General features: G+C 38.1%; 19 protein-coding genes. 2 read left to right on the plus strand and 17 right to left on the minus strand.

What is annotated here, in order from left to right; translation table 11 throughout:
- The first annotated feature begins 89 nt into the window (after nucleotides 1-89).
- Nucleotides 90-512, plus strand: coding sequence for a secondary thiamine-phosphate synthase enzyme YjbQ (locus EZ456_RS20505; protein WP_131533379.1), 423 nt, complete (start codon nucleotides 90-92; stop codon nucleotides 510-512).
- A 1-nt stretch (nucleotide 513) separates the two neighbouring features.
- Here EZ456_RS20505 and EZ456_RS20510 read toward each other — a convergent pair whose 3' ends face one another.
- The 5 genes from EZ456_RS20510 to EZ456_RS20530 all read right to left on the minus strand — a co-directional run bounded on the left by EZ456_RS20510 (nucleotide 514) and on the right by EZ456_RS20530 (nucleotide 4,339).
- Nucleotides 514-1,491 carry a YihY/virulence factor BrkB family protein gene (locus EZ456_RS20510; RefSeq protein WP_131533381.1) on the minus strand — a complete coding sequence of 326 codons (978 nt, stop codon included), beginning with the start codon at nucleotides 1,489-1,491 and terminating at the stop codon, nucleotides 514-516.
- 159 nt (nucleotides 1,492-1,650) lie between these two features.
- Nucleotides 1,651-2,970 (minus strand): alpha/beta hydrolase, encoded by a 1,320-nt coding sequence (locus EZ456_RS20515; RefSeq protein ID WP_131533383.1) that lies wholly within the window; start codon nucleotides 2,968-2,970, stop codon nucleotides 1,651-1,653.
- 158 nt (nucleotides 2,971-3,128) lie between these two features.
- A complete protein-coding gene (locus EZ456_RS20520) occupies nucleotides 3,129-3,506 on the minus strand; it encodes a DoxX family protein (RefSeq protein ID WP_131533385.1) in 378 nt (125 codons plus the stop codon).
- A 2-nt stretch (nucleotides 3,507-3,508) separates the two neighbouring features.
- On the minus strand, nucleotides 3,509-3,922 hold the full coding sequence (locus EZ456_RS20525; RefSeq protein ID WP_131533387.1) for a VOC family protein: 414 nt from the start codon (nucleotides 3,920-3,922) through the stop codon (nucleotides 3,509-3,511).
- A 6-nt stretch (nucleotides 3,923-3,928) separates the two neighbouring features.
- Complete coding sequence (locus EZ456_RS20530; RefSeq protein ID WP_131533389.1) at nucleotides 3,929-4,339, minus strand: transcriptional regulator; 411 nt, start codon at nucleotides 4,337-4,339, stop codon at nucleotides 3,929-3,931.
- A 144-nt stretch (nucleotides 4,340-4,483) separates the two neighbouring features.
- On the opposite strand from EZ456_RS20530, the gene EZ456_RS20535 reads away from it, so the two are divergent.
- On the plus strand, nucleotides 4,484-5,470 hold the full coding sequence (locus tag EZ456_RS20535) for a GlxA family transcriptional regulator (RefSeq protein ID WP_131533391.1): 987 nt from the start codon (nucleotides 4,484-4,486) through the stop codon (nucleotides 5,468-5,470).
- 269 nt (nucleotides 5,471-5,739) lie between these two features.
- Here the strand turns inward: EZ456_RS20535 and EZ456_RS20540 are convergent, their stop codons facing one another.
- From EZ456_RS20540 to EZ456_RS20595, 12 genes are all read right to left on the minus strand, one after another.
- The gene (locus EZ456_RS20540; protein WP_205945142.1) at nucleotides 5,740-6,129 is read right to left on the minus strand and encodes a LiaF transmembrane domain-containing protein; all 390 of its coding nucleotides are present in this window, start codon (nucleotides 6,127-6,129) and stop codon (nucleotides 5,740-5,742) included.
- Nucleotides 6,130-6,372: 243 nt separating this feature from the next.
- Nucleotides 6,373-7,062 (minus strand): ribose-5-phosphate isomerase RpiA, encoded by a 690-nt coding sequence (gene rpiA, locus EZ456_RS20545; RefSeq protein WP_131533393.1) that lies wholly within the window; start codon nucleotides 7,060-7,062, stop codon nucleotides 6,373-6,375.
- Nucleotides 7,063-7,784: 722 nt separating this feature from the next.
- On the minus strand, nucleotides 7,785-9,746 hold the full coding sequence (locus tag EZ456_RS20550) for a hypothetical protein (RefSeq protein WP_131533395.1): 1,962 nt from the start codon (nucleotides 9,744-9,746) through the stop codon (nucleotides 7,785-7,787).
- Nucleotides 9,747-9,757: 11 nt separating this feature from the next.
- Nucleotides 9,758-11,161 (minus strand): 3-keto-disaccharide hydrolase, encoded by a 1,404-nt coding sequence (locus tag EZ456_RS20555; RefSeq protein WP_131533397.1) that lies wholly within the window; start codon nucleotides 11,159-11,161, stop codon nucleotides 9,758-9,760.
- 163 nt (nucleotides 11,162-11,324) lie between these two features.
- Nucleotides 11,325-13,613, minus strand: a complete 2,289-nt coding sequence (locus tag EZ456_RS20560) for a GH92 family glycosyl hydrolase (protein ID WP_131533399.1) — start codon at nucleotides 13,611-13,613, stop codon at nucleotides 11,325-11,327.
- A 37-nt stretch (nucleotides 13,614-13,650) separates the two neighbouring features.
- The gene (locus tag EZ456_RS20565; protein WP_131533401.1) at nucleotides 13,651-14,322 is read right to left on the minus strand and encodes a basic secretory protein-like protein; all 672 of its coding nucleotides are present in this window, start codon (nucleotides 14,320-14,322) and stop codon (nucleotides 13,651-13,653) included.
- Nucleotides 14,323-14,660: 338 nt separating this feature from the next.
- Nucleotides 14,661-15,641 (minus strand): basic secretory protein-like protein, encoded by a 981-nt coding sequence (locus tag EZ456_RS20570; protein ID WP_131533403.1) that lies wholly within the window; start codon nucleotides 15,639-15,641, stop codon nucleotides 14,661-14,663.
- 285 nt (nucleotides 15,642-15,926) lie between these two features.
- Nucleotides 15,927-16,802, minus strand: coding sequence for an ROK family protein (locus tag EZ456_RS20575; protein ID WP_131533405.1), 876 nt, complete (start codon nucleotides 16,800-16,802; stop codon nucleotides 15,927-15,929).
- A gap of 68 nt (nucleotides 16,803-16,870) precedes the next feature.
- A complete protein-coding gene (locus EZ456_RS20580) occupies nucleotides 16,871-19,138 on the minus strand; it encodes a GH92 family glycosyl hydrolase (RefSeq protein ID WP_131533407.1) in 2,268 nt (755 codons plus the stop codon).
- 111 nt (nucleotides 19,139-19,249) lie between these two features.
- Nucleotides 19,250-21,694 carry a glutaminase family protein gene (locus EZ456_RS20585; protein WP_131533409.1) on the minus strand — a complete coding sequence of 815 codons (2,445 nt, stop codon included), beginning with the start codon at nucleotides 21,692-21,694 and terminating at the stop codon, nucleotides 19,250-19,252.
- 221 nt (nucleotides 21,695-21,915) lie between these two features.
- Nucleotides 21,916-22,920, minus strand: a complete 1,005-nt coding sequence (locus EZ456_RS20590; protein ID WP_131533411.1) for a LacI family DNA-binding transcriptional regulator — start codon at nucleotides 22,918-22,920, stop codon at nucleotides 21,916-21,918.
- A 198-nt stretch (nucleotides 22,921-23,118) separates the two neighbouring features.
- Complete coding sequence (locus EZ456_RS20595) at nucleotides 23,119-24,771, minus strand: RagB/SusD family nutrient uptake outer membrane protein (RefSeq protein ID WP_131533413.1); 1,653 nt, start codon at nucleotides 24,769-24,771, stop codon at nucleotides 23,119-23,121.
- Between the last annotated feature and the right edge of the window lie 2 nt (nucleotides 24,772-24,773).

Below are 24,773 nucleotides of genomic sequence, written 5' to 3' on the forward strand. Positions count from 1 at the left end.
ATTTTAAAAAGTCAGACAGTGTCTGACGAATCTGAAAGCATATCAATTCCCGATATAATGTTTTGGAAATTTAAAAAGAATTAAAATCAATGAAAATATACCAACAAGCTTTAGCGCTTAGAGAGAGAAGAAGGGGCTTCCATATCATTACCGATGAAATAGAAGATGCGCTACCTCAAATTGACGAGATTAACATTGGTATTTGCCAGGTTTTTATACAGCATACTTCTGCTTCGCTTACCATCAATGAGAATGCAGATCCTACAGTTCGGGTTGATTTTGAAATGTTCTTTAATAAAACCGTAAAGGAAAACGATCCCGATTATGAGCATGACTATGAAGGATCGGACGATATGCCTGCCCATTTAAAATCCGCACTTTTAGGCAGTTCTGTTACTATTCCGATTAGAAATGGCAGGCTGGCTCTTGGTACTTGGCAGGGCATTTATCTTTGCGAACATCGTAACCATGGCGGGCAAAGAAGATTAATGATTACCGCCTGGGGTGAATAAATCACTTTAAGCTTTCTTTTTTAACCTCTTTTTTAATTTCGGGATGGTTATCCTGAATAGATTTACCCTCAGTTTCTATCTCAATTTCTTTCGTGGTAACCGCGTAATGAGAAGGATAAATCTCAGATCCAAATGCAACGGCATAGGCTTTGGTAAATTCAGCACCAAAATATAAAATGATAGAAGAGTAATAAGTCCATAAAAGCACAACTACTAATGAGCCTGTTGCTCCATAAGTTCCTCCAACATTGCTTTGCCCTATGTAAATGGAAATGGCAAATTTACCGATCATAAATAGTAAAGCAGTAACTATCGCACCAGCAATTACATCACGCCATTTTATAATTGCATCGGGCAATACCTTAAATATTACACCGAATATTAATGAAATAACGGCTAAGGTTACAATTTGATTAAGGATGTAAAATACGATAACAGATATTTCGGCAAACCGGGCTTGCAAACGATTACTAAAGGCATCAAGTACAGATGTAACCGCTAATGAAACCAGCAGTACAAAGCCTAAACTGACAATTACAGAAAATGACAGGAACCGGTTTTGCAACAACTTCACCCATCCTCTTTTCGGTTTAGGTTTTAAACCCCAAATGGTATTAATAGAATCCTGGATATCGCCAAAAACGGTAGTGGCCCCAATTAATAGGGTTATGATCCCAACAATTAAAGCGATAGTACTTTTTCCATCCAAATAGGCATTTTTGATTAACTGTTGTAAGGAAATGGCCGATTCCCTGCCTAAAAATCCTTCAAGCTGGGCATAAACCTGGCCTTCGGCTATTTCTCGTCCTAAAAATATACCACACAAAGAAATAATAACTACGAGCAGTGGCGCCATAGAAAACACCGTATAATAGGCTAATGAGCCACTAAGTTTCGTTACTTTATGATTATTAAATCCTGTAAACGATGCTTTTAAAATGCCCCATATTCCTTTTAAAGTAATTTTATTCTTTGCCATAAACAAACTATTTAAGATGAGATACTCTAAACTTAAACCGCTTATTTTTTGAATTGTTTGTTAATTACTTAACGAATGCCTGCTGCAAAACAGCGAAATACAAAAAAAGCTCCGAATTTTGGTCGGAGCTTTTTCGTTTATCGATAGGGTGATTTTACATTATTTAGCCTTAATCCATAATGCAATATCGTTAACTAAAGTTTCGGATACACTTACAGCTGCTTGATACTGGGCCATTGTACCCTTTTCGGTTTGAGAACTTAACAAGTGATTTAAATCTGGGTAAAATTTAAGGACCACATTTTTCTTTTTACTCAAGGCAGCATTCCATAAATCAAAGTCTACTTTGCCTACCTGAAAATCATTACCGCCCTGCAATACATATATTTTAGGTTTCGAAAGGCTTTTTGCTACAGCAACCTGATTATAGGTATTCAAATCTGTCCAATATTTTGCAGGCAGTCCTAAAATTAAAGAATCGGGTTTTATAGTCGTTCCCAACTGTGAAATTCTACTTTTATCAATTTCCACATAAGCATCTGCAAGTTGCTTTTTAAAGGCAGCCGTTGTATCGTTTGCCTGATCGAACATATACTTATTCTGATCTACAATAATATCTGTTAGTTTTCTTGCAGGTGCTGCCGCCAAAATAATCCCTGCTAAATCAGGTGTAATGGTAGCCATTTTAGGTGCTAACATCCCCCCTAAACTGTGACCGAATATATAAACAGCTTTAGGATTAGCGCCAACAACAGTTTTTGCGAGTGCAATAGCTGCAGTTGCATCATCCAGCACTTCTTCTTTTACTGTAAACGCTTTATTAAATTCGTTCGGATAGATTAAGGTTCGTTTTACATAACGAACAGAAGCAATTCCTTTAGAGGCTAAACCGCCAGCCAGATCTTTAAAGGGTTTATTCGCACCAACGGTTTCATCCATATCGGCCGGACCAGAGCCATGTACAAAAACCACTACGGGGAAATTTTTAGCATTTTTTGGCGTGGTGATAATGGCCGCCAATTGTTTTCCTGCCGGACCAATGTATACAGACTTTTCTTTGTATAAACTGGTATCAACATAAGTCGGTTTTAAATAAGCGGCCGCCTTTCGAGAAGGTGCAAGGAAGATTCCCACTATTTTCTGTAGTTTATTAAAACCTAAGATAAAGTTCTGATCACCGTTGGCAAATTTACCTTCTACCGTTACCGCGAAAAATTCGCCCTGGGCTTTACTTTGAATGGCATCTAATGATTCTGCCTTTCCATATTTTGTTCCAATATCTCCCCAAAGTTTCTTTAAACTCTCTTCTGTTAATTTAGTTTTTAAAGTATCATCAAAGAAGGCGTGAGCATCTTTAAATTTCTCTTCCTGCAACAGTTTAAAAAAGTCGTTCGCACCATTGAAGAGCTGGATCACATTCTGAGAAAATGCTGAGGTTGTAAATAATAAAGCGATTATGAATAAAAGGCTCTTTTTCATCCGTGTGTTTTTGTTTAATGGTAATGAGATTTCATGATTTATCCTTTTCTGGATCTAAAAATCACGATGGTTTCATGTATTGTGTTTGGTTGTTTACAATACCCAAAGTTAACAATATTTGGTTCTGAAAAGCCGCTAACTAAACTAGCCGTTTAGTTTTAACTAATTTTAACATTTGATGCCAGTTTCTTCCATAAAATGTATGGGATAAACATAATTACCAGGGCAACAAGTGGAGCGATTAAAAGTGATATACCATCTCCAACAAATGCCCTGGACGCAAAAGCGCCAATAAAATTAATGGCAAAACCTGCATAGGCCCATTCCTTAATGGTCATAAATTTATTTTGCAAGATGGATGCTGCTCCCAGCAGTTTTGCAATACCAACAATGATAAGCAGATACATCGGGTAACCAAGGTGTTTAAGTGCTTCTTTGCCTGCTTCCTGTTGAGTAATTCCTCCAACGCCATCCATAATCATCATTAACGCAAAAATAATGGTGGCAATCCAATACCATGTTTTTAGCTTCTTCATATTTACCTGTTCTTATCGTAATTAATTAACCAATTATTCCCAAAGCGATCTGTTAAATCGCCAAAAATCGCTCCCCAAAATGTTTCCCGTAGCGGGTGCGAGGCCTTCCCTCCTGCTGAAAGTTTATGATAAAAAGACTGAGCCTCCTCTTCCGAATTACAATTCAGCATCATAGAAATCGAATTTCCCTTAATTAAGCCTCGTTCTTCTACCATATCTGTTGCCATAATCACCAAATCGTCTTTAGCTAAAACAGCATGCATAATACTCCGCTTCATATTATTGGGCATTTTTTCGGCAAGGGCTGATTCTTCAATCGTTTCGAGGGTTAATTCTCCCCCCAAACAATCCTGATAAAAAGTCATTGCTTCGCGGCAATTGCCATTAAAAGTCAGATATGAATTTATACTAGCCAATTGATTTTATTTTTTGATGCCTACCATTAAGCGCACATCGGTTTCGTTAATATACATTTCAAGGCAATAGCCGTTTGGATCGATGTTGGGTTGATCGAGCAGTTTTTCGAAGACCTTTCCTATTTGGCTAACATCTTTCATAAAATCTGGAATTAGCTCACTGATAAATGCTCCTTTCTTTATTGTAAAAGTTTCCAGATCAAATTTTTCGGCTTCTCCAGCTGTTATTTCTTCAACGGCAGCCCTGTAAATAATCTCCCTATTTTCGTTAGGTCTGCTTATCCCAAAATACCTGCGTTGCTTATCCAAGGGAAACAGGGCATGAAGTTTTTGGTGTGCAGCTAAAACCCCATTGGGGAAAGATTCGGCAGTAATGCACATCACCTTAATATCTTCATTTAAAATATACGCTTCCATTGTCATTATCGGAATTACCGCTTTAAAGATTTAACTGTAAACGATTAACAACACAAACATACGGGCAGAAATTAACAACCTTAACCTGCAGAAACGACAATTGCGGGGGTTGTTTACGACAAATAGCCTCGTTATATTTGAATTATGAAACATGTATCTATCTTAATTCCAGAGACTGCCGTGATCGAAGCCATTGCAGATCCCCGCTATCTATTTACCGCTGTTAATGAATTTTTACAGGCATCGGGCAAGCTTCCGCTTTTTAAAGTTGAGCTGATAGGGATGACGAAAGAAGTAAGGTTGAACAACAGCCTTTTCTCAGTTCACGCCGATAAACTGCTACATGAGGTTGAGCATACCGACCTTATCTTTGTGCCAGCCATTAGCGGCAATATAGGTTATGCAATGGAAGCCAATCAGGATCTACTGCCATGGATTATAAAACATCATGCTAAAGGTGCAGAAGTGGCCTCGCTGTGTATGGGTGCTTTTTTACTGGCTGCAACGGGTTTATTAGATGGACGGAAATGTTCTACGCATTGGCTGTTTGCCAATCAGTTTAGAGAGATGTTCCCTAAAGTAGAGCTAGTAGATGGCAGTATTATTACTGATGCTCAGGGTTTATACTCTAGCGGTGGTGCAAACTCTTACTGGAACTTACTTTTATACCTGGTTGAGAAACATACAGATAGGGATACCGCCATTTTAGCAGCTAAATACTTCGCTATTGATATCGATCGCGAAAGTCAGCTCGCATTTATGATGTTTCAAGGCCAAAAGGGCCATGAAGATGTAAAAATTAAAAAGGCGCAGGAATTTATTGATGGGAATTACCAAGACCGGATTACTGTAGATCAACTGGCAGATATGCTGGCATTGGGAAGAAGAAGTTTCGAACGGAGGTTTAAAAGTGCCACCAAAAATACAGTAATCGAATATATTCAAAGGGTTAAAATTGAAGCTGCCAAACGAAGTTTCGAATCAAGCATAAAAAATATAACTGAGGTAATGTTTGATGTAGGTTATACAGATACAAAATCGTTTAGAGATGTTTTCAAAAAAATTACCGGTTTAACACCAATTGAGTACCGGAACAAATACCATAAAGCCGTACCTGTTTTACAGGTGTAACGGCATTTGCAGAAAAAAAATAAAAAAATTTTAAGCTGTACACAATATATTCTATTTACAGCGTTTATGTATGTGAGAGCGTTAATTTAGATGACGGGGATACTGCCTTAGGGTGGAATCCCCGTTTCTTTTTTAGCAGAGGGCAAAGTGCATGGAGCAGAGCCCATGGCGATCAAATCTCCAAGCTCCGTGCCCTCTGCCATTAAGCACAAAAAAGGGACACTGTTAAAAAATGTCCCTTTTTAAGATATATGATGGAGTTAAGAATTTTAGCTTTCTTTATCAGTAAAATCAACTGGTTTCTTTTCAAAATACTGATCGAAGGTTTGCACTTTTTTAGGTTTTAGAATTACATACAGGCCTAATCCGATTAATATTAAAGCTGTACTGATTCTTGACAGGTCGAAATCAAAAATGGTTATCGCTTTAAGGGTAAATAAACCACCTATTATAGTTAATGCTAACCAGCTACTCCCTTGGAAGTTTTTACGGTAACCCATCCACAAACCGATACCTAACATAATGGTGTGCCATTTCAATATCCAATGCGGAACATCTATTCCTGAGTTCCTTAACAAGAACACCGAACCGATGGCGATGATTAAAATGCCTAGACCAAATTGTTTATCTGCGTGATTTTTTTTGATTAAATTTTCCATGACCGTTTGTTTTATGAATCAAATGTATCACGAATACCAGAGCTGGAGAATGGCTTTTCCCTAAGTTGTGATGTTTTATCGGTGAGTGAAATAAAACTGTCGGTAAAAAATTTAAGGGAATTTAAGAAAAGGGGAAATTATCGGTGAAATTGTTGATTAGTCCGAAGTCAGTAGTCCAGAGTCCGAAGTCGATTAATCGATTTAAACAATGAACCAATGGCTAATGAACCCGTGAACTAATAGCTATTCAAAAATGATGATATCTGTCCCTTCGCTCATAATTACTTTTGAAGTGATGTTAATAAATAAACCATGGGCCAATAATCCATTAATCTGATTGAGATCAGAAGATAGTTTTGCAGGATCATCAATGAGGCCAAAATCGGCGTCGATAATCAGGTTACCGTTATCGGTAATAAATGTTCGGCCTTCTACAGATCTCAATACACCACTTCCCCCTAGTTCATTAATTTGATCGGATACATATTGGCAGGCCAATGGTATTACTTCGATAGGGACGGTAAAAGCACCCAATTTTTTCACTTTTTTAGAAGCATCGGTAATGATGATGGCATTTTTACTCAGGGAAGCAATAATTTTCTCTCTAAACAGTGCCCCACCTCCGCCTTTAATCAGATCTAGTGATTCAGTGAATTCGTCAGCCCCATCAATACTAATGTCAATTTTGCTTAAACGCCCAAGATCAAGAATTTCGATGCCTAGTGATTTCGCAAGCTCTTCTGTTCGGATGGAACTTGCAGCTGCCTTTATCTTAAGTCCGTCTTTTACACGTTTGCCTAATTCGTTAATGGCAAAGGTTGTGGTAGATCCGGTACCCAGGCCTACTATATCGCCATCTTTAACAAATTTTACTGCAGCCAGGGCAGCAGCCAGTTTTTCTGCATCTTGTTGGGTTTTATCTATAGTAGCCATAGAGTAAAAATAGGTTTAAATGATAATATCCCAAAAAATGAAAAAAAAATTATAGCTGATGCAATAATTTCTTTTTATAGCGTTTATGTATATGAGAGCGTTAATTTAGATGATGGGGATTCTGCAATAGTGGAATCCCCATTTCTTTTAGATGATATTTTAATAGAAAGATCGTAAACATCATTAATGGCAATCCCGATGCGATGTGCAACAAAGAGTGAATAATTTTAAAAAAAAACGAAAGATTTGTTTACCTATTCTTTACCCTTTCTGTACACCAAGTTAACCCCAGCTTAACCCTTTGGTTACCTTTTCATTACCTTTTGGTTACCTAAAAGGTAAAGCCAGTGTCTTTTTTGGCACTTGCTGCGGTAAGTCAGGGCCGACGCTGCCCGCCAGCAGGCACCTAGGATAGGTATCTGTAACTATTATTGGCAGTAGGTTAATAATTCATATTTTATTGGGTAATGACAGGTCTTTCTACATCCTGTTGGGCCCTATCTGTAGTAGCATAAAGTAAGAATAGGTTTAAATGATAAACATCGCAAAAACGAAAAAAAAATTACAACTGATGCAATAAATCGTTTTTATAGCGTTTATGTATATGAGAGCGTTAATTTAGATGATGGGGATTCTGCAATAGTGGAATCCCCATTTCTTTTTGCTGTAAAACAAAAAACGGCTGATATTTCTACCAACCGTTTCCTAACAATTAAACTATCTTATTTATTTAAAGAATTTATCCAGCCTGCAATTTTTAAAGCTTCTGCTTTGGTTACTTGCGGCATTGGAGGCATTTCTGTTGAGTAACCCGGCCAATTTTGTGGTTGTGGGTTGTGGATCAACTGAAATATTTTCTCTGCTGAATACTTACGTTTTGCAATTTCTACGAATGGCGGGCCAATTTGTCTTTTGGTTTGATTATGACACGCCAGGCAAGTATTTTTAGTTAACAAACCCTCAACTTCTTTAAAGGTAGGTGCCTTAGCTGTAGCAGCAGGCTTAGCCGGAGTTGCCGTTCCTTTTGCTTCAGGTGTTTTTCCAGTTGTTGCCTTTGGTGCAGTTGTTTTCTTAGCAGGAACATTTACAGGTGCCGCCGAGTTTTTGGTACTCATTTCGCTGGCAGAAAGTTTATTTCCATCAGGAATTTGGTTCAAGGTGTAATAAGCTACCGGGTGAACCAAAGAATAAAAACCATCTTGCGATCTTAAACCATCTAATGTTAAGGTATGGATATAATATTGACGAAGGTTTTGTACAATAATTCTGGCTTTTAATCCATCTGCTGAGACTTTAACCCCAGAGATTTTTAGTTTCGCTGTATTTACAGGAGGTGAACCATATACTGGGTGATATTTGTAAATAAAACTTTCTGCGTCATATGAAGCTAAATCTTCAGCCGATTTACGATCAACAGGCATGGTAAATTCTACTTCAAAACCATCAGGCATTGCCCTAACGGCTTTCATTTCGAAAGGGGTTTTATTGTTGTATACCAATCTTTCTAAACCCTCGTTGGCATCACCTGCAGATCCCCAACCGCGGTTGGTTTCTCCAACAAATAATGAACCATCAGTACCCCACTCTAACCTCAATACGCCTGAACGGAAACCTTTACGGAAAAGGAAAGCAGCACCTTGTTCCTCACCTTTCACCGTCTCCATAAAAATCCGCGAAATGATACTCATTCCCTGATCGCCAACTAAAATCTGACCAGCGAACGGACCAAATGTATTTGCAGGAATTTTAACAGGTTCTGCAGAAGAAATTCCCAAAATACCATAAGGCAACCAAACTGATGGCAAACGTAATTCAGGGAATACTTTCTTCATTTCAAATAAGGTTTTAAACGTTTCGTTTACCCTATTCTCTGGCTTAATGTATCTTCCTTGTTCGTTTTTGGTTCTACGCTCGTCTATTTGCGAGTAAAAGAAATCTGATTGCAGTTTAACAGGAGAGTTTGGTAAGTTGGTCCATCTTAAACTGGCTGGATGACCCATAAAATCGCCTTTGTTTACTTTCCACAGGCCGCCAGAACCTACCCAGTCGCCCTGGTTTTCGGTATAATAGAATTGGCCGTCAATAGTGCCGATCCCCGCTGGCGAACGGAAACCCGCAGCATAAGGGCTCATTTTACCATCTTCAGTAATGTTCATGGCCCAACCACGCATTGGTACCCGACTTTCGGCACGCCACCATTCTTCATCGCCAAAGGCCACGTTTCCGGTAACCATAAAAGTACCATCGGGCATTAACTTCGGACCAAAACTATATTCGTGGTAGTGACCGCTTAAAGGCCATGCATAAATGGTTTCGTATACATCGGCTTTGCCATCCTGATCTTTATCAACCAATTTGGTCAATTCGCCACGTTGTGCCACATATAATGCACCATTTTTATAGGCGATGCCCAAAATTTCGTGCAAACCATAAGCAAATCTGCGCCAGTAAGGTTTAGCACTTGTAGGGTTTTCTACAATGTACACTTCTCCTCTACGGGTAGAAATGCCTAAATCGCCATTCGGTAGGGTGATCAGACCACCAACTTCTAAAATGGGACCTTCTGGTAAGCGTACTTTATTTATCTTGAAAAAATCTTCTTCTTTCGGTGTTTCTTGTGCAAAAACTGTAGTAAAGCTAAAACTTAATGCCAGTATTGCTAATTTTTTAAATGTATTTCTCATTGTCATTCTAATTAAAACAAAATGGTATAATTTAACTTAGTTCCAATAGCTACGATAACTTCTTTCTTGCCATCAACTTCTCTGATTACTGGTTTAGCAGATCCTTCAGCAAGTTGGATATAGTAAGATTTATCATCAATCAGGTATAAACCTTTGTCTACTTCCTCGATATTAGAAGCGGTTGCCAATAGGAAATATAGCTCTTTTGATGGTTTATCAACAGCAATCTCTCTGGTTAAACCTTGTCCATTTTCCATCACCTTAACGGCATCGGTAACATTTGTTCCATTAATGATGTACTTAAACTCCGGACGGTCTTGTTTATCCATTACATAACCTTTGGTTCTGAAACCAGTACCAGCCGTATCGGCAATCCATTTAGCCTGATCGTTCGCTAATTTTGAAATGGCCAAAATAGGTTTTTTAGTGAAACGGGTAACACTTCCCATAGCTCGCGAAGTTCCGTTTCCGCGGCCATCCCACATTGGTGTAGCATCTATAAAATCGCCATGCCATCCCTGTAATAATGTACCATTATCTAAATCGTAACTATAAGCAACTTTTTCTGGTCCACCTACCGAAATAGCATGTACCGAGCGTACTCTTGGCGCAACATCAACAAAACTTCTGATCATGTTGTTGCTTGCTGCTTCAATGTAGATTGGATCTGCTCCACCGTTTTGATTTGGTTTTGGAATTTCTGATAGTTCATTAATTTGGATATTTCTGAATGCTACCGAACCGTGATCACCTTGTAAGCGTAAAGGTCCCTTTGCTTTTTCAGCTCCTGCAGCTCCTCTGGTTGCACCAAATAATTCAACATTTTCATGAATCAACACACCGTTTAGTTCTACACTGATGATTTTAGCATTTTGGGTTTTCTTTCCTGATGCATCAAATTTTGGTGCCTGGAAGATAATTTTAATGTGCTGCCATAAACCTGGCGCCTTACTTGCATTCTGACGGGGAGCAACGCCACCAAACCCTTTCTCGGCTTCCGGTTTGCTATCGTCCCAGCGTTGATAAATACCACCATTGTTTGATGAACTTGGGTTTTTCAATCCCCATGAATCATCAATCTGAATTTCGTAATTACCTTGAAGATAAATACCTGAATTTGTTCCTTTTGCAGTTAAATAATCTAATTCTAATGCTATGTCACCATATTCGTTTATAGTGTATAAATCAGAACCTGCTTTTTTTGCTGTAGATTGATTGATCAATATTCCTTCGCCTCTGGTTGTTTTTAAAACATTTTCGGCGTTTAGATCGGCCACCACATTTTGGGCGAGTGACCATGAATTTGAAGGGTTTTTAAAGGCTGAAAGATCTTTTAGATCAATACGCTGGCCAAATGCCAACAGGGTTCCGCAAAGCCAGAAAATGGCTGTAAAACCCGTCTTTGAGATGTTCATATACTTGGTTTGTTAGTTTTAGTTTAATTAGGACTAAAGATTTTTCCTAAAAAATGAGGCTGTATCATAAAGTGTAAACTTAATCCGTCCTTCGACAGGCTCTCCGTAGGAGTCCTTTGGACAGGATGACAATTCTATAATTATGATACAGTCTCTATTGTTTCTATTTTTCTGTTGATAATGAATAAGGGAAATCAGCTGGGTTCGAACCTCTTGTTTTGTTAGGCATTGCTGTCATATTGAAATTTAGCACCGCACCTTTTTGCAAACCACTGTGGCTGATCCAATTTTTAGAATATGGCTTACCATTCATCTGCAATGATTGGACATAACGATTGTTATCGCTATTGGCCGCGGCATTAATCACAACAGTTTTACCATTTTCTAAAGTAACCGTTACCTTTTTAAACAAAGGGGCGCCTAAAACATACTGATCAACAGCTGGTGTTACCGGGTAGAAGCCCATTGCCGAGAAAACATACCAGGCAGAAGTTTGTCCGTTATCTTCGTCACCACAATATCCATCAGGAGTAGGTTTGTACATTCTGTTCATGGTTTCTCTCACCCAATATTGCGTTTTATAAGGCGCACCACCGTAGTTGTACAGGTAAATCATGTGTTGTATCGGTTGGTTACCATGTGCGTACTGGCCCATGTTTGCAATTTGCATTTCGCGAATTTCGTGAATTACACCACCGTAAGCACTCTCATCAAATACCGGAGGCATTGAAAAAACTGAATCCAGTTTGGTTACAAATTTACTATGGCCGCCCATTAATTTGGCCAATCCATCAACATCCTGGAAAACAGACCAGGTATAGTGCCAGCTATTGCCCTCGGTAAATGCACCACCCCATTTAAATGGACTGAATGGACTTTGGAAAGTTCCATCCTGATTTTTGCCACGCATTAAACCCGAAGCCGGATCGAACAGGTTCTTGTAGTTCATGGCTCTTTTCTTATAGATATCGATCTCTGATGCCGGTTTACCTAAAGCTCTTCCCAACTGGTAAATGGTAAAATCATCATAAGAATATTCTAATGTTTTAGCCGCATTTTCATTCTTTTTCACATCGAAAGGTACATAACCCAATTCGTTGTAATATTTAACACCATCGCGGCCAACGGCTTCCATTGGGCCTTCGTTGTTTGCACCATGTTTTAAAGCCTGCCACAACGTTTCGATATCGTAACCACGCATACCTTTAATATAAGCATCAGAAACCACCGAAGCTGAGTTGTTACCCACCATAATGTTTGCATAACCCGGGCTGCTCCACTCAGGCAACCAACCACCTTCTTTATAATCGTTGATTAAGCCTTGTTGCATTTCCTTGTTGATTGAAGGATAAACCAGGTTTAAGAAAGGATATAATGCCCTAAAAGTATCCCAGAAACCCGTTCCAGCAAACATGTACCCTGGCAAAACCTGCCCGTTGTAAGGACTCCAGTGTACAATCTGGTTTTGTGCATCAATTTCATATAATTTATTCGGGAAGAACAAGGTGCGGTACATGGCTGAATAGAAGGTACGGGTTTGGTCGATCGTACCACCTTCAACACTAATTTTGCTTAAAGTTTTGTTCCAGGTTGCTCTGCCCTTTGCTTTTGTAGCGTCGAAACCATCATTAGCCAACTCTCTTTTTAAGTTTAAATCGGCCTGTTCGAAACTGATAAAAGAAGAAGCAACTTTTGCAATTACCTGCTCACCTTTTTGTGTAGCGAAACCGATCACTGCACCAGCATGATCTACAGTTAATTCTAAATCTTTATCATTAAGTTTTTTATCATCCCAGGTTTTAGCCAACTTGAAATCTTTGTTGAAATAGATTACAAAGTAATTTTTGAAATTTTTAGGCAGTGGACCACGGGCATATTTAGTGGTATAACCAATAATTTTTCTTTCAGCTGGAATAATTTTAATATAAGATCCTTTATTCTGCGCATCAACTACTACATAAGCACTATCGGTTTTAGGGAAAGTAAACCTGAATTGAGCTGCTCTTTCTGTAGGCGTAATTTCGGTCGTTACATCAGCATCTGCTAAATAAACGCTATAATAATATGGTTTAGAAACCTCGGCTTTGTGGCTGAACCAGCTGGCGCGGTCATCATCAGTAAATCTTAATTTACCGGTAACAGGCATAATAGAGAAAGCGCCGTAATCGTTCATCCAAGGAGAAGGCTGATGTGTTTGTTTAAAGCCACGGATTTTGTCGGCATCGTAAACATAAGCCCATCCATCGCCGTTTTTACCAGTTTGTGGTGTCCACATGTTCATTCCCCAAGGCAAACCAATTGCCGGGTAGGTGTTCCCGTTAGATAGTGATGGATTGGATGCCGTTCCCATTAAAGGGTTTATCCAATCTACCGGATCTGTAATTTTGCCTATTGTTTGTGCGAAGCTGGTTGACGCCGCAACACTCAATAAGGCGATAAATAATCTTTTCATTTGTTGTGTTTGTGTTTTTTATATGCTTGTATTTAATTTAAACTTCCGAATTTTTAACGTAATCTGCCCAAAGTGCATCTAAATCTTTACCTGTTAATTTTGTCCAGATATCTTTGGTATAAGTGTGGTCCCTTAAAGAAGCATCAACGGTTTTAATCATACCTGGCTTTACACTTTTCTCCATCCAGGCAAAAAAACCTGCTGTAATGCGGTAGCTGTTTTTATAAGAATGATCTGGTTTTAGCGCAGGAAGCGACCATTTGGCACCTGCATTGTCTACGCCGAATTTATAGCGGGCATAATCGGCAATACCTTCGGTTAACCAACCTGGACCAACACTCCGGCCATAATCCTGTACGATGTGCATTACTTCATGGGTTACTACATCAATATCTTCAGGATGTTTCACCATCCAGATCGAACTGAAGGTTACTTTGCCATCAGCAGTTGCCGCCACACCTTGGTAAGCCGTATCTACAAAAAATTTCACTTCTTTTATGGTGGATGGATTATACTCTTTGGACAGTTTTGGGTAAACTTCGAAAAAAGTTTTGATTAGTCGTTTCTTCAACTGAGGGTCTAATTCCTTAAAATTGCTCTCGAACGATAAGGTATAACCACTCTTCTTTGTTATTTCCTGTGCTTCTAAATGAGTTAAAAAAGTCAAAATAAGCATTACGAAAATCGAAAAAGTAACTATTTTTTTCATCTGTTTATATTTTGTTTGTGACGGATTTTACTTTGGTTAGCGTGTTTAGTTCTGCAAAATAAATATAATATGTAAAACGATTTAGTAAATGATCAAAAATTTTACTTTAGTCATGATTATTTTTACAAAAAACGCACTAGAGAAGGCAAGTTTTTATTTGCACATAGCTTGTAAACTTGGCTTCTTTGTAAATTTTCTTCTAAAGTGGTCGTCATTTCGAGCGTAGTGCAACGGAGTCGAGAACCCGAAGGCTCAGCGAAGCTAAATCTATCTATATAGATCTCTCCATTCCACTGCGTTTCAGTCGAGAGGACGGTTTTTCTATGTAGATAAATTTCTTATTTTTTACTGCTATACGTAAGGCTTACCTTTTGCGGTTCTTTACTGTAATCTTCCCAAAGCTGGTCGACAGTTTTCCCTGTTAGGGCTGCCCAAGATTGCTCGCTGTATTGGTGCGCTCTTAACTGTTGATCTAAAGTAGCAATTAAGCCTGGTTTAACATTTTGCTCTAACCATGCAAAAAACCTTGCAGTAATACGGTAACTATTTTTATAACTCTGCTTTTCGTTATAATCTGGCAAACTCCATTTCGAGCCTACATTATCAACTCCATATTTATAGCGTACATAATCAGCAATGCCTTCGGTTAACCAAACCGGGCCGGCACTATAGCCATAGCCCTGCACAATATGCATGGTTTCGTGTGTTACCACATCAATATCGGTTGGGTGCGACTTCATGTAACCAGCACTAAACAAAATTCTATTTCCGCTTGCTTCTGCAACTGCTTTATAGGCTGTATCTACCACAAAAAGTACATCATGTGTAGATTTATCATTAAATGTCTTAACCAGGGTTGGATAGATTTCGAAATAAGTAGCAATTAGCTTCTTTCTTACCGTTGGATCTAAATTCGGATCTTTGCTGATAAATGTTAATTCATAGCCTTTGTGTTTTTCTTTACTGTAAGAAACCCAGTTTTTTGAAAGTGCAGAAAACATTTCCTTTTCGATTTTACCTTGCGATTTGTTTTTAACCCATTCACTGTTTACCTTAATTTCTCCAGCTTTGCCCTGTATTGTTGGAGTTTCTTCAGTTACCAAATCTAATACTACATTTCTTTTGGTACGGTATCCATCTGCCTGGGCAAATTTTGGGTAGACCTGAAAAAAAGCCGCCTTAAGTTTAGCATCTACTATAGCATTGGTAGCGCTGTCTTTATCGTTAATGGTAATTTTGTATTCTCTTTCTCTATTTTGAGCAAAAGTATTTGCACCTATAAAAGATATAAATGCGAGAATTAAAAACTTCTTAATCATGATTTGTTGGTGTATATTTTAATTTAAATATCCTTATCGTTAAACTTTAAAAGTGATTTAATACTACACTAAAACGTTTTATTAAACAATAATAAGTATAATATTGCAGATGAAAAATTAATTCCATTTTTTAATAAACTGAAGCAAAAAGATCAATAATTAAAAATATTCGATTGATTAATAGGATTGCCGTGAAAAAAGAGAGTTATGCTATAGAGAAAGACAAAAAGGAATAGACTGCAGGACTAATTGTGTTAAATCATGACCTGCAGTCCTCTCCTCAGATTAAGTTAAGCTTAAATCGCAGCAACTTGCAGCACCAATTAACGCTGCATGTTCTTTAAGTTCGGATATTTTTATTTCCGTGTCGATGCCGTTACCTTTTAAGGTTGCAATTAATTCGGGGGCAAAAGCACTAAAAGATTGCGCAATATTACCACCAACGATTACAGTGTCTATTTTGTGTTTATTAATAATAGGGATGAGGAACTGCGCCAGGTTATAGCCGAATTCCATAAAAACCATGGTTGCATGATGATCGGTTTCTACAATTTCTACCAGCTCTTTAACTCCTGCTACTACTTTTCCACTAAGTTGATTAAAACGTTTTACGAACCAGCGCGTAGATAAGTAATCTTCGGCAATTCCGTCTAAAAATTCGGAGTTCCAAAGGTCAGCATCAAAGGCTTTATAATTGAGACAAAGCGATGAGCCCAGGCCTGTACCGAGCGTTAAGCCCAACACACTGGCATTTCCTTTGGCAGCACCGGCAAAAACCTCACCTTGTAAAAAACCTGCTGCATCGTTTATAAAGTGAATATTCTCTACGGGAATATCCAACCTTTTGGATAATTCTTCTTTTACATTGATCTTGTAAAGTGATTTAAACTTATCCTGATCTTTAATTAATGAAATGCCTTCACTATAATTAAAAGGACCAGGCATGGCAATTCCAACATTCCGGGCACCGTTTTTAATATTTTTAAAAGCCTTATCGATAATATCGCACCACGCCGATAAAATCACTTCTCTACTCTCCTGCGAATTCACAGGGCTACGTTTGATAGAATCCTTCACCAAAGTTCTTGTTTCTAAATCCACCAATGCGGCCGTAATATGCGAGCCGCCAATATCTACACCTAATGCAACAGGCTTTTCCATTCTATATATATTTCTGTTATCTATTCTTTATCAATCTGAATTAATTCGCCAAAAGTAGCAATTCAATATTATTTACTGAGCGAAAATGGCTTATCTTCTTCTAATAACCCCCTGTTTAACGAAGGTTTAACATTCATCTCTAATTTTAACACCCCTCCTTTTAACAAATCGCTATGGTTTATAAAGTTTTTAGTATAATTTTTACCATTTAAGCTTGCCGATTTTATATAAACATTGGCAACGTTGTTGGCCGGTGCTTCGATGACGAATTTTTTGCCATTTTCTAAATTAATAGTCGTTTTTTTAAATACTGGGCTTCCTAAAACGTACTCCCCAGTACCTGGCGTTACGCTGTAAAACCCTAGTGCACTTAAAACATACCACGATGAAGTTTGCCCCTGGTCTTCATCTCCGGGATACCCATTTTCTGTGGCATTGTACAGTTTATGCATCACCTCACGGGCATAAAACTGTGCTTTCCAGGGTTGATTAGCATAATTATATAAATAAACCATATGCTGTATGGGCTGGTTTCCATGTGCATATTGGCCCATGTTAGCCATTACCATTTCGGTCATTTCATGAATCATCCCTCCATACGAACCTACATTTACTTTATTCGGTTCGCTGAAAACAGAATCGAGCTTGGCGATAAAATTGCTTTTCCCTCCCATCAGATTAATTAAACCTTTGGTATCTTGAAAAACTGACCATTGCCAATGCCATGCATTTCCTTCAGTAAATGGGCCTCCCCATTCCGTTGGGTCGAAATTTGGCGACCATTTTCCCGCTGCGTTCCTACCCCTCATAAAACGGGTAGAAGGATCATAAACATTTTTATAATTGTACATGGGTTTTTCAAAAAGCTCCATATAATGCTTATCTCCTATCATTTCTGCCAAATGGTAAGCGCAATAGTCATCGTAGGCATACTCTAGTGTTTTGGCTGTAGCTTCTCTGTATTTTGGATAAGGAACATAACCCAATTGATTATACTCGGTTACGCCATCCCTACCATTTGCCGGGCCCCATGGCCCCTTATTCATTGCTTCGTGATAATAAGCGTCTAGCGCTTTTTTCGGATCAAATGTTCTGATTCCTTTTGCCCAAGCATCGGTTAGTAAAGAAATTGCGTGGTTACCAATCATGCTTCCTGCTTCGCTAGGAAAAGACCATGACGGCAACCAACCACATTGCTCGTAAGCATCGAGCATAGCCTGCATATAACGGCCATGCATTTCTGGCTGCACCAATGAGTTTAGTGGAAATTGCGCACGGAAGGTATCCCAGAAACCGGTATCAGTAAACATATATCCATCATGTACTTTACCATCGTACGGACTAAAGTAATATGGTTTCCCGGCTTCATTTATTTCATAAAACTTTCTGGAGAATAGGCTTGCTCTAAAAAAGCAAGAATAAAAAGTTTCCATATCTGCTTTCGATCCGCCTTCTACTTCTATCTTACCAAGCGATTTATTCCACACCGCAGCAGCATGGGCTTTGGTATCTTCTAAAGTCTTATCGTTGCCCAGTTCTCTTTTTAAATTGAGTTCGGCCTGTTGTAAACTGATATAAGATGAAGCGGTTTTCACCTGCACCTTTGTCCCAGATTCGAACTGTACAAATGCGCCTTTTCCCAATCCTTCAGCAGAAATAGAGTCTTTTGCAATGGTATTACGTTTATTCTCCCAAGTTCCGTAAGATTTAATCGGTTGATCGAACTGGATTACGAAATAACTTTTCCAACCTCTTTTAAAACCTTCGCCATTGTTTACCCAGCCCGTTATTTTATTTTCTTTAGGATAGATCTGAACGCCGCTTAACCTGTTGTATCCGTCTAAAATTAAAAAGCTTCTTTTGCCTTTTGGATAGCTGAACCTGAGGTGTGCACCACGCTCAGATGGTGAAATTTCGGTGGTGATATCATTTTCGAATGTTACCTTATAATAGTTTGGTTTAGCAATCTCATCCTGATGGCTAAATTTAGTTTCGCGTTTATCTTCATTTACAATCAGTTCATCAACCATGGGCATTAAAGAAAATACCGCATAATCTCTCGTCCACGAACTGCATTGATGCGCTTGCTGAAAGCCTCTGATTTTATCTTTAAAATATTGATATTTCCAACCATCACCATTTCTACCTGTTTGGGGTGTCCAGGTGTGCATGCCAAATGGCAGTGCAGTTGTTGGATAAGTATTCCCTCGGGTGAGTTCGTGCTTAGAATTTGTGCCCTGAAGTGTATTAACGTAGTGAACCCAATCTTTTTCCTGTGCCAATAGGCCTTTGGTAGCCAAGCAGCATAAAATGGATGCGATTAATTTTAGTTTCATTTGTTTGTGTTTATTCTTCTTTCCAGCTGATATACCAAAACCAGACTGTATTTTAAAAAAAATCAGTAATTGCGAGCCTAGGTATAGGCGTGCAAATGCTGATTTATATGGTTATTTAATATTCCATTTATCGGCCAACATTTTGATGAAATAACCGCCAACAACACTTCTCGCCTGAAAGCCTGTCATTTTTCCATTGGTGGTTTCATGCCAGTCGCTCAATGGCACCTTACTCTCTGTTTCGGTTGCAAAACGGTATATCGGGCTTATAAATTTTCGAAAATCTGTTTCGTTATCAGCCAAAGTAGCTGTCCACATAATCCAGTCAGACTTAGTATAAGTTCTACGGCTATCCAATGGCAATCCAAAATCTTTTTGTTTGGTTAAATAAAAGTTGATCTCCTTTTTATATACTTCTTTCGGAAAAAGATCGAGTTTTAAAAGCTTGTCCCAAACGAGGTTGTATTTCTGGCTCCAGGTATTCTTATCGTTAAAGGTTAAAGCATAATGATCGCCATCATCGGCAAGTTTCATCCAGTTCCGGGCCATTTGTAAAGCAGCGGTTCTGTATTTTGTAGCTACATCGGCCTTACCTAACAATTGCGCCATCTGTGCATAAGCACCTAAAGCTACAATGGCTTTTACCGATAAATTAGAATTTCTGGCCAAATGTCCCGCAAAATCGTCGGTACATAATTGATTGGCCGGATCGAAACCTTCTCTCAGCAGATAGTTTGCCCATACAGACATTACTTCCCAATGTTTCTCGGCATACTTTACATTTCCTTCTGCCTTGGTAATTGCAGCAGTTAAGATGATCATATTACCAGCCTCTTCTACAGGCATATCTTCGCCATAGGTTTGGCCGTTTGCTAAAGGATAAGTACCTAAATCGTGTGCAGCAAATGGTTTCTTCCATTTTCCACTTTCTGAATAATAAAAAATACCATTCAACATTCCTTTTAACAATTCGGGGTTGTAGACCAAAAACTGTGGCGCTGATGGATAAGTTACATCCACTGTATTGATTGATCCATTACTAAAATTTTCTTTCGATAGGAACAGAATATCCCCATTTGGGGCATATACGATTTTGTGCGCTGCAATAGCCTGTCTATAAGCCATTTTACACATATCAGCATATTCTTTTCCCCCGGATTTTTCTGCGTCGGCATATAGTTTAGCGTCAAAAATAGCACACTTGTTTTTTAACGAAGGATATTGGGTATTGGCCTCGGCCAATTGATCTTCAAACTGTTGGCTACCCGAAAGTCTCCAAACAGGTTGCAGCTTTTCGCCAAAGTATTCAACCGATTTCAGGTCATCATAACCCAACATCATATATTTATCTACTGGGGTTGAAGAAACCGAACCGAAAGGAATAATACTGCTTAAGTTTAGACTTTTCGAATTTAAAACCTGTGCTTGTTCAGGATATTTGGAATCGACGAAACTTTTTAAGCTTTCATTCTGTGTACCTATAAATTGAGTGGCATTAAACTTGGTGGGAACGGCCACATATAAATAGCCCCAATCAATACGCAGGTCATCTCCCCGTTTCTTTAACACTGGCTGCTCTACGGTTCCTGTTTTTAAGATAGAGAGATTGTTTTTCGAACTCTTCCATGCTGAAACACTTTGGTTTGGTGTATTTACGGCTAGGTTTGATGATGCACCAAAGAAAATATCTACACTGTGCGGCTTGCCATCAGTAGATTTTACGGCATAATTGATATAACTGATTGGCCTTGCTGTTAATTTAATATCGTTGAGTAATAATGGAGAAGTAAAACCTACCTGAAGTTCTACATGGCCACAGCTAAAAGTATAGCTGGTAGTCGTAGCCTTGATGGACACATTGGTTTGAGTAGCAGGAGCAATGTTTACATTATCTGCATCTTCTTCTACAAGCCCGGCATCTAAATACCTGCCGCCAGCTGTATTTTTAACGTAGATGGCCAATACATTTTTACCCTTTTGTAGAATTCCGTCTTTAATTGGCAGGTAGGTGTAGTCTGAAACCCAGCCATTTTTCTTATATATTACTTTTCCGTTTAAATAAACAATTACATTATCATCGTGATTGAGTTTTAAGTATTTTTTTGCAGCCGATACATTGGCTATATTGAAGGTTCTTCTAAAGTAAAGATCATCGCTATTCCATTTTGTTTTGGCAGAATTATCGTCTCCAAAAGGGGCTTCGGCTTTTTTCCAGGCATTATCGTTGTAACTGTTATTTTCCCAGCCTGCTTCAGGTTTATCGAAACTGTAACTAGCCTGATATTTTAATGCATCAGCAGCTGGGAGTATTTCTTTAAAGCTTTTACTTTCTTCGCCTAAAAACCGGTAAAATTTCCCGTCTACCTTGATAACACCTAGTAAAGATTGCTCCTTCCCCGTCCAATGTTTAGTTACCGATTGGTTAAGCCCATCCCCAAAAGACCAAATACTGAAATATGCATCATGTGTAATTAATGGATAAGCGGGTGCTTTATCTTGTGCTTTTGTAATTAAATTAAAAAAAAGACAAAGTGCTACTAAGGAAAGTTTTCTCATAAATTAATATTTGGTTTCATTGCAGTTGATAAAACGTTTTACCAGTTTATCTATCAAATATCTTATGCCAGGCTGGAAATAAGCTGCGGAAGATAATGCTGTTCAAAAGTGGATTTTCGGTTGTTAAACGCCAAATAAAGTAAAACGTTTTACTAATTCAATATTAAAGAAATATAAATCATATTTAAAATAGCTTAACGTAACATTTAAGTTACCAGAAACTAATGCCTGATAATTAGTTTAGCTGGAATAATGATCTCTTGATTCTCGAATTTAGTTTTGGTTGACAGTTGTTTAAGAATTAGCTTAATCACATTCTCTGCAATTTCTTCGAGTGGCTGCTGAACTGTTGAGATAGCTGGCGTATGCAGTTCGAAAGCTTCATGATCATCGTATGCAATAACAGCAAAGTCGTCTCCTATTTTCTTATTGATCTTCTTCAATACTTTTAAACCGCTAATCGCTAAATAATTGGTCGCAAATAATACTGCATCGATTTTTTTATTTACAAAGAGTTCTTTAATCTGAGCAATAGTATCGCTTTCTTCCTGGTTAAAATGAATCTTTAAAACCAGTTTGTCATCGTATTTAATTCCGTTATCCTCTAACGCTTTTTTATAACCATCATATCGCTCAATAATTTGTTCCACATTTATATCAGTGGTAACCAAGGCGATGTTCTTTTTACCCTGATCGATAAAACTCTGTATAGATTGGTATGAGGCAGTAAAATGATCAGCTCCAACATAGCTGGTATTAACGTCTGGCAAATTTCTATCGAACAGGATTACCGGGTTTCCATCATCCAGGAGCATCTGGATATCTTCTTCTATTCCTTTTATCGGGGAGATGATATAGGCATCAACTTTTCGCGATTTGAACATATTGATCAGTTCCTTCGCTTTATCAATACTGTTTTCTGTACTGGAATAAATAATTTTATATCCTCGCTTATAGGCTTTATCCTCGATTAACCTTGCAATCCTGGAAAAGAATGAATTGGAAATATCTTCGATAATTAAGCCAATGATATTGGAGTTCCCGGTTCTTAAACTTCTTGCAATCTGATTAGGCTTATAACCACTTTCTTCGATAATTTTTTCTACTTTCTCTATTACTGCTTCGCTTATCGATTTCTCTTTTGCTTTACCGTTAATAATGAATGAAACTGTGGTAATGGATACATTTGCTTTTACGGCTATATCTTTGATAGAAAGCGATTTCATTTGGTTGGATTTCTTTTAAGTTAATCAATTCAAAGCTAAATAAAAATTGCAGCTTTTAAATTTTGCCTATTATAGAAACGCAATTTAACATTTTTTATGTTAATCGTTTTAGAAACGCTTGTTAAAGGGCGGCACAGCATAAATATAAAAGCTTAAAACAACAAAAAGGCGCTTCAAATAGCGCCTTTTGTATCAAAATTAATATCCTGGGTTTTGTTTAATATTCTCGTTTAATGTTCTTTGAATTAAAGGAATTGGGAATATTTGTCTGAAAGCTGCAGAAGGAGTATGATCCCACCAACTTTCAGTATGAAATTTACCAAAACGAATTAAATCATCGCGACGGAAACCTTCAAATACAAATTCTCTACCTCTTTCGTTCAATAACTCATCAAGTGTTAAAGTTGCAGTTGTGTATTCATTTGCAGGCCAAGTCGCAGTCGTAAATGCACGTTTTTTGCAATCGTTAACCAACTGAACTGCTTGAGCATTTGCTGTACCACCATTTTTACGCATTAATGCTTCGGCTTTTGCAAAATAAACCCAAGTTAAGCGATATAAGTTCCAGTCTGTACAATTATAGTTAAGATCAATTGCAACAGGCAATCCACCTACCGTACCAGCAACGTTATTTCCTAATTTATATTTATTAAAACGAACACCACTGCTTTCTTCTCCTTCACTCATGTTAGAAACTGTAGAGCCTACTTTGGCACGACGAATTTCATCAACAAAATTAATTTGTTGACCATCGTACTCATTACCACCAGAAGCAAGTGCTTGCTGCCCATTGTCAAATCTAACTTGAGGGCCTTGTAATAACCAAGTTGTTTTTCTCAGATCATCATTATTATACTTTGTGTAGTTACCTGGAACCATTACCACTCCATTATTTCCATTTCTAGAACCGCCATAGATTCTGTCTTGTTGGAAATGGAAGAATTCACCTGTCCATGATGGTTGTGAGTTAGCTATTCTAAATTCATAAGCAATAGCAAAAATCACTTCTTTAGATAAATCATTTGTGCTTTTAAACTGATCGGTAATATTTGCATCAAGTTCCATATTTCCATTCTGTCCACCAGCTTCATTGTTAATTAATTTATCAGCAGCAGCTATACAGTCATCCCAACGAGCAGTTCCTGTCCAAACTTCAGCATTTAAGTAAAGCTCAACCAACATGGCATAACCACCAGCTTTAGTCATTCGGCCAATCATATTTCTTGATAAGTTTGGTGCCTTATCAATATTATCTTTGATTTCTTTTTCGATAAAAGCAAAAACTTCAGCACGCGGTCTAGTCTCTGGTTTTGCAGGAGTACCCACTTGGGTTACTATCGGAATGTTTCCAAAAAGATCCATCAATTTTAGATAGTGATATGCTCTTAAAAGCTTCAATTCAGCAATATAACCGTCTTTTTCTATTTGGGTTATGCCCATTTGCTCTAGGTTACGCTTTTCTAAGTTTTCGATTGGATCGTTACAGTATCCAACACCTCCATACATTAAAGACCAAGCGTTATTCAATGGTCCATCATCAACCAACCAAGTATGATAGTGTAAACGTTTCCATTTACCACCATCTTCTCCATGTCTTCCTTTTGTTGGCCAAGCCAACTGATCGCCAGAAAGTTCTGATGGTCTCCACCATCCATCTTGACCTGATGGTGTTGCCCAAGCATTTGCATGAGTATATGGCCTTAAAACCGCAGATATAACTTCGTTTTTGTTATTGTAATAATTATCAGTGATTAGCTGACTATATATCTTCTCGTCTAAGTTAGTACATGCATTAAATAATACAGGTGAAACCAAGAGCACAGATAGAATAATTTTTTTATATGTTTTCATTT

This window comes from Pedobacter psychrodurus (assembly GCF_004331735.1).
Lineage (GTDB): Bacteria > Bacteroidota > Bacteroidia > Sphingobacteriales > Sphingobacteriaceae > Pedobacter > Pedobacter psychrodurus.

Coding starts and splice junctions, on each gene's coding strand:
- EZ456_RS20560 (WP_131533399.1), bottom strand. CDS start 13,613: ATGAAAAGATTATTTATCGCCTTATTGAGTGTTGCGGCGTCAACCAGC.
- EZ456_RS20550 (WP_131533395.1), bottom strand. CDS start 9,746: ATGAGAAATACATTTAAAAAATTAGCAATACTGGCATTAAGTTTTAGC.
- EZ456_RS20540 (WP_205945142.1), bottom strand. CDS start 6,129: ATGGAAAATTTAATCAAAAAAAATCACGCAGATAAACAATTTGGTCTA.
- EZ456_RS20510 (WP_131533381.1), bottom strand. CDS start 1,491: ATGGCAAAGAATAAAATTACTTTAAAAGGAATATGGGGCATTTTAAAA.
- EZ456_RS20595 (WP_131533413.1), bottom strand. CDS start 24,771: ATGAAAACATATAAAAAAATTATTCTATCTGTGCTCTTGGTTTCACCT.
- EZ456_RS20580 (WP_131533407.1), bottom strand. CDS start 19,138: ATGAAACTAAAATTAATCGCATCCATTTTATGCTGCTTGGCTACCAAA.
- EZ456_RS20570 (WP_131533403.1), bottom strand. CDS start 15,641: ATGATTAAGAAGTTTTTAATTCTCGCATTTATATCTTTTATAGGTGCA.
- EZ456_RS20515 (WP_131533383.1), bottom strand. CDS start 2,970: ATGAAAAAGAGCCTTTTATTCATAATCGCTTTATTATTTACAACCTCA.
- EZ456_RS20575 (WP_131533405.1), bottom strand. CDS start 16,802: ATGGAAAAGCCTGTTGCATTAGGTGTAGATATTGGCGGCTCGCATATT.
- rpiA (WP_131533393.1), bottom strand. CDS start 7,062: ATGGCTACTATAGATAAAACCCAACAAGATGCAGAAAAACTGGCTGCT.
- EZ456_RS20520 (WP_131533385.1), bottom strand. CDS start 3,506: ATGAAGAAGCTAAAAACATGGTATTGGATTGCCACCATTATTTTTGCG.
- EZ456_RS20565 (WP_131533401.1), bottom strand. CDS start 14,322: ATGAAAAAAATAGTTACTTTTTCGATTTTCGTAATGCTTATTTTGACT.
- EZ456_RS20585 (WP_131533409.1), bottom strand. CDS start 21,694: ATGAGAAAACTTTCCTTAGTAGCACTTTGTCTTTTTTTTAATTTAATT.
- EZ456_RS20530 (WP_131533389.1), bottom strand. CDS start 4,339: ATGGAAGCGTATATTTTAAATGAAGATATTAAGGTGATGTGCATTACT.
- EZ456_RS20555 (WP_131533397.1), bottom strand. CDS start 11,161: ATGAACATCTCAAAGACGGGTTTTACAGCCATTTTCTGGCTTTGCGGA.
- EZ456_RS20535 (WP_131533391.1), top strand. CDS start 4,484: ATGAAACATGTATCTATCTTAATTCCAGAGACTGCCGTGATCGAAGCC.
- EZ456_RS20590 (WP_131533411.1), bottom strand. CDS start 22,920: ATGAAATCGCTTTCTATCAAAGATATAGCCGTAAAAGCAAATGTATCC.
- EZ456_RS20505 (WP_131533379.1), top strand. CDS start 90: ATGAAAATATACCAACAAGCTTTAGCGCTTAGAGAGAGAAGAAGGGGC.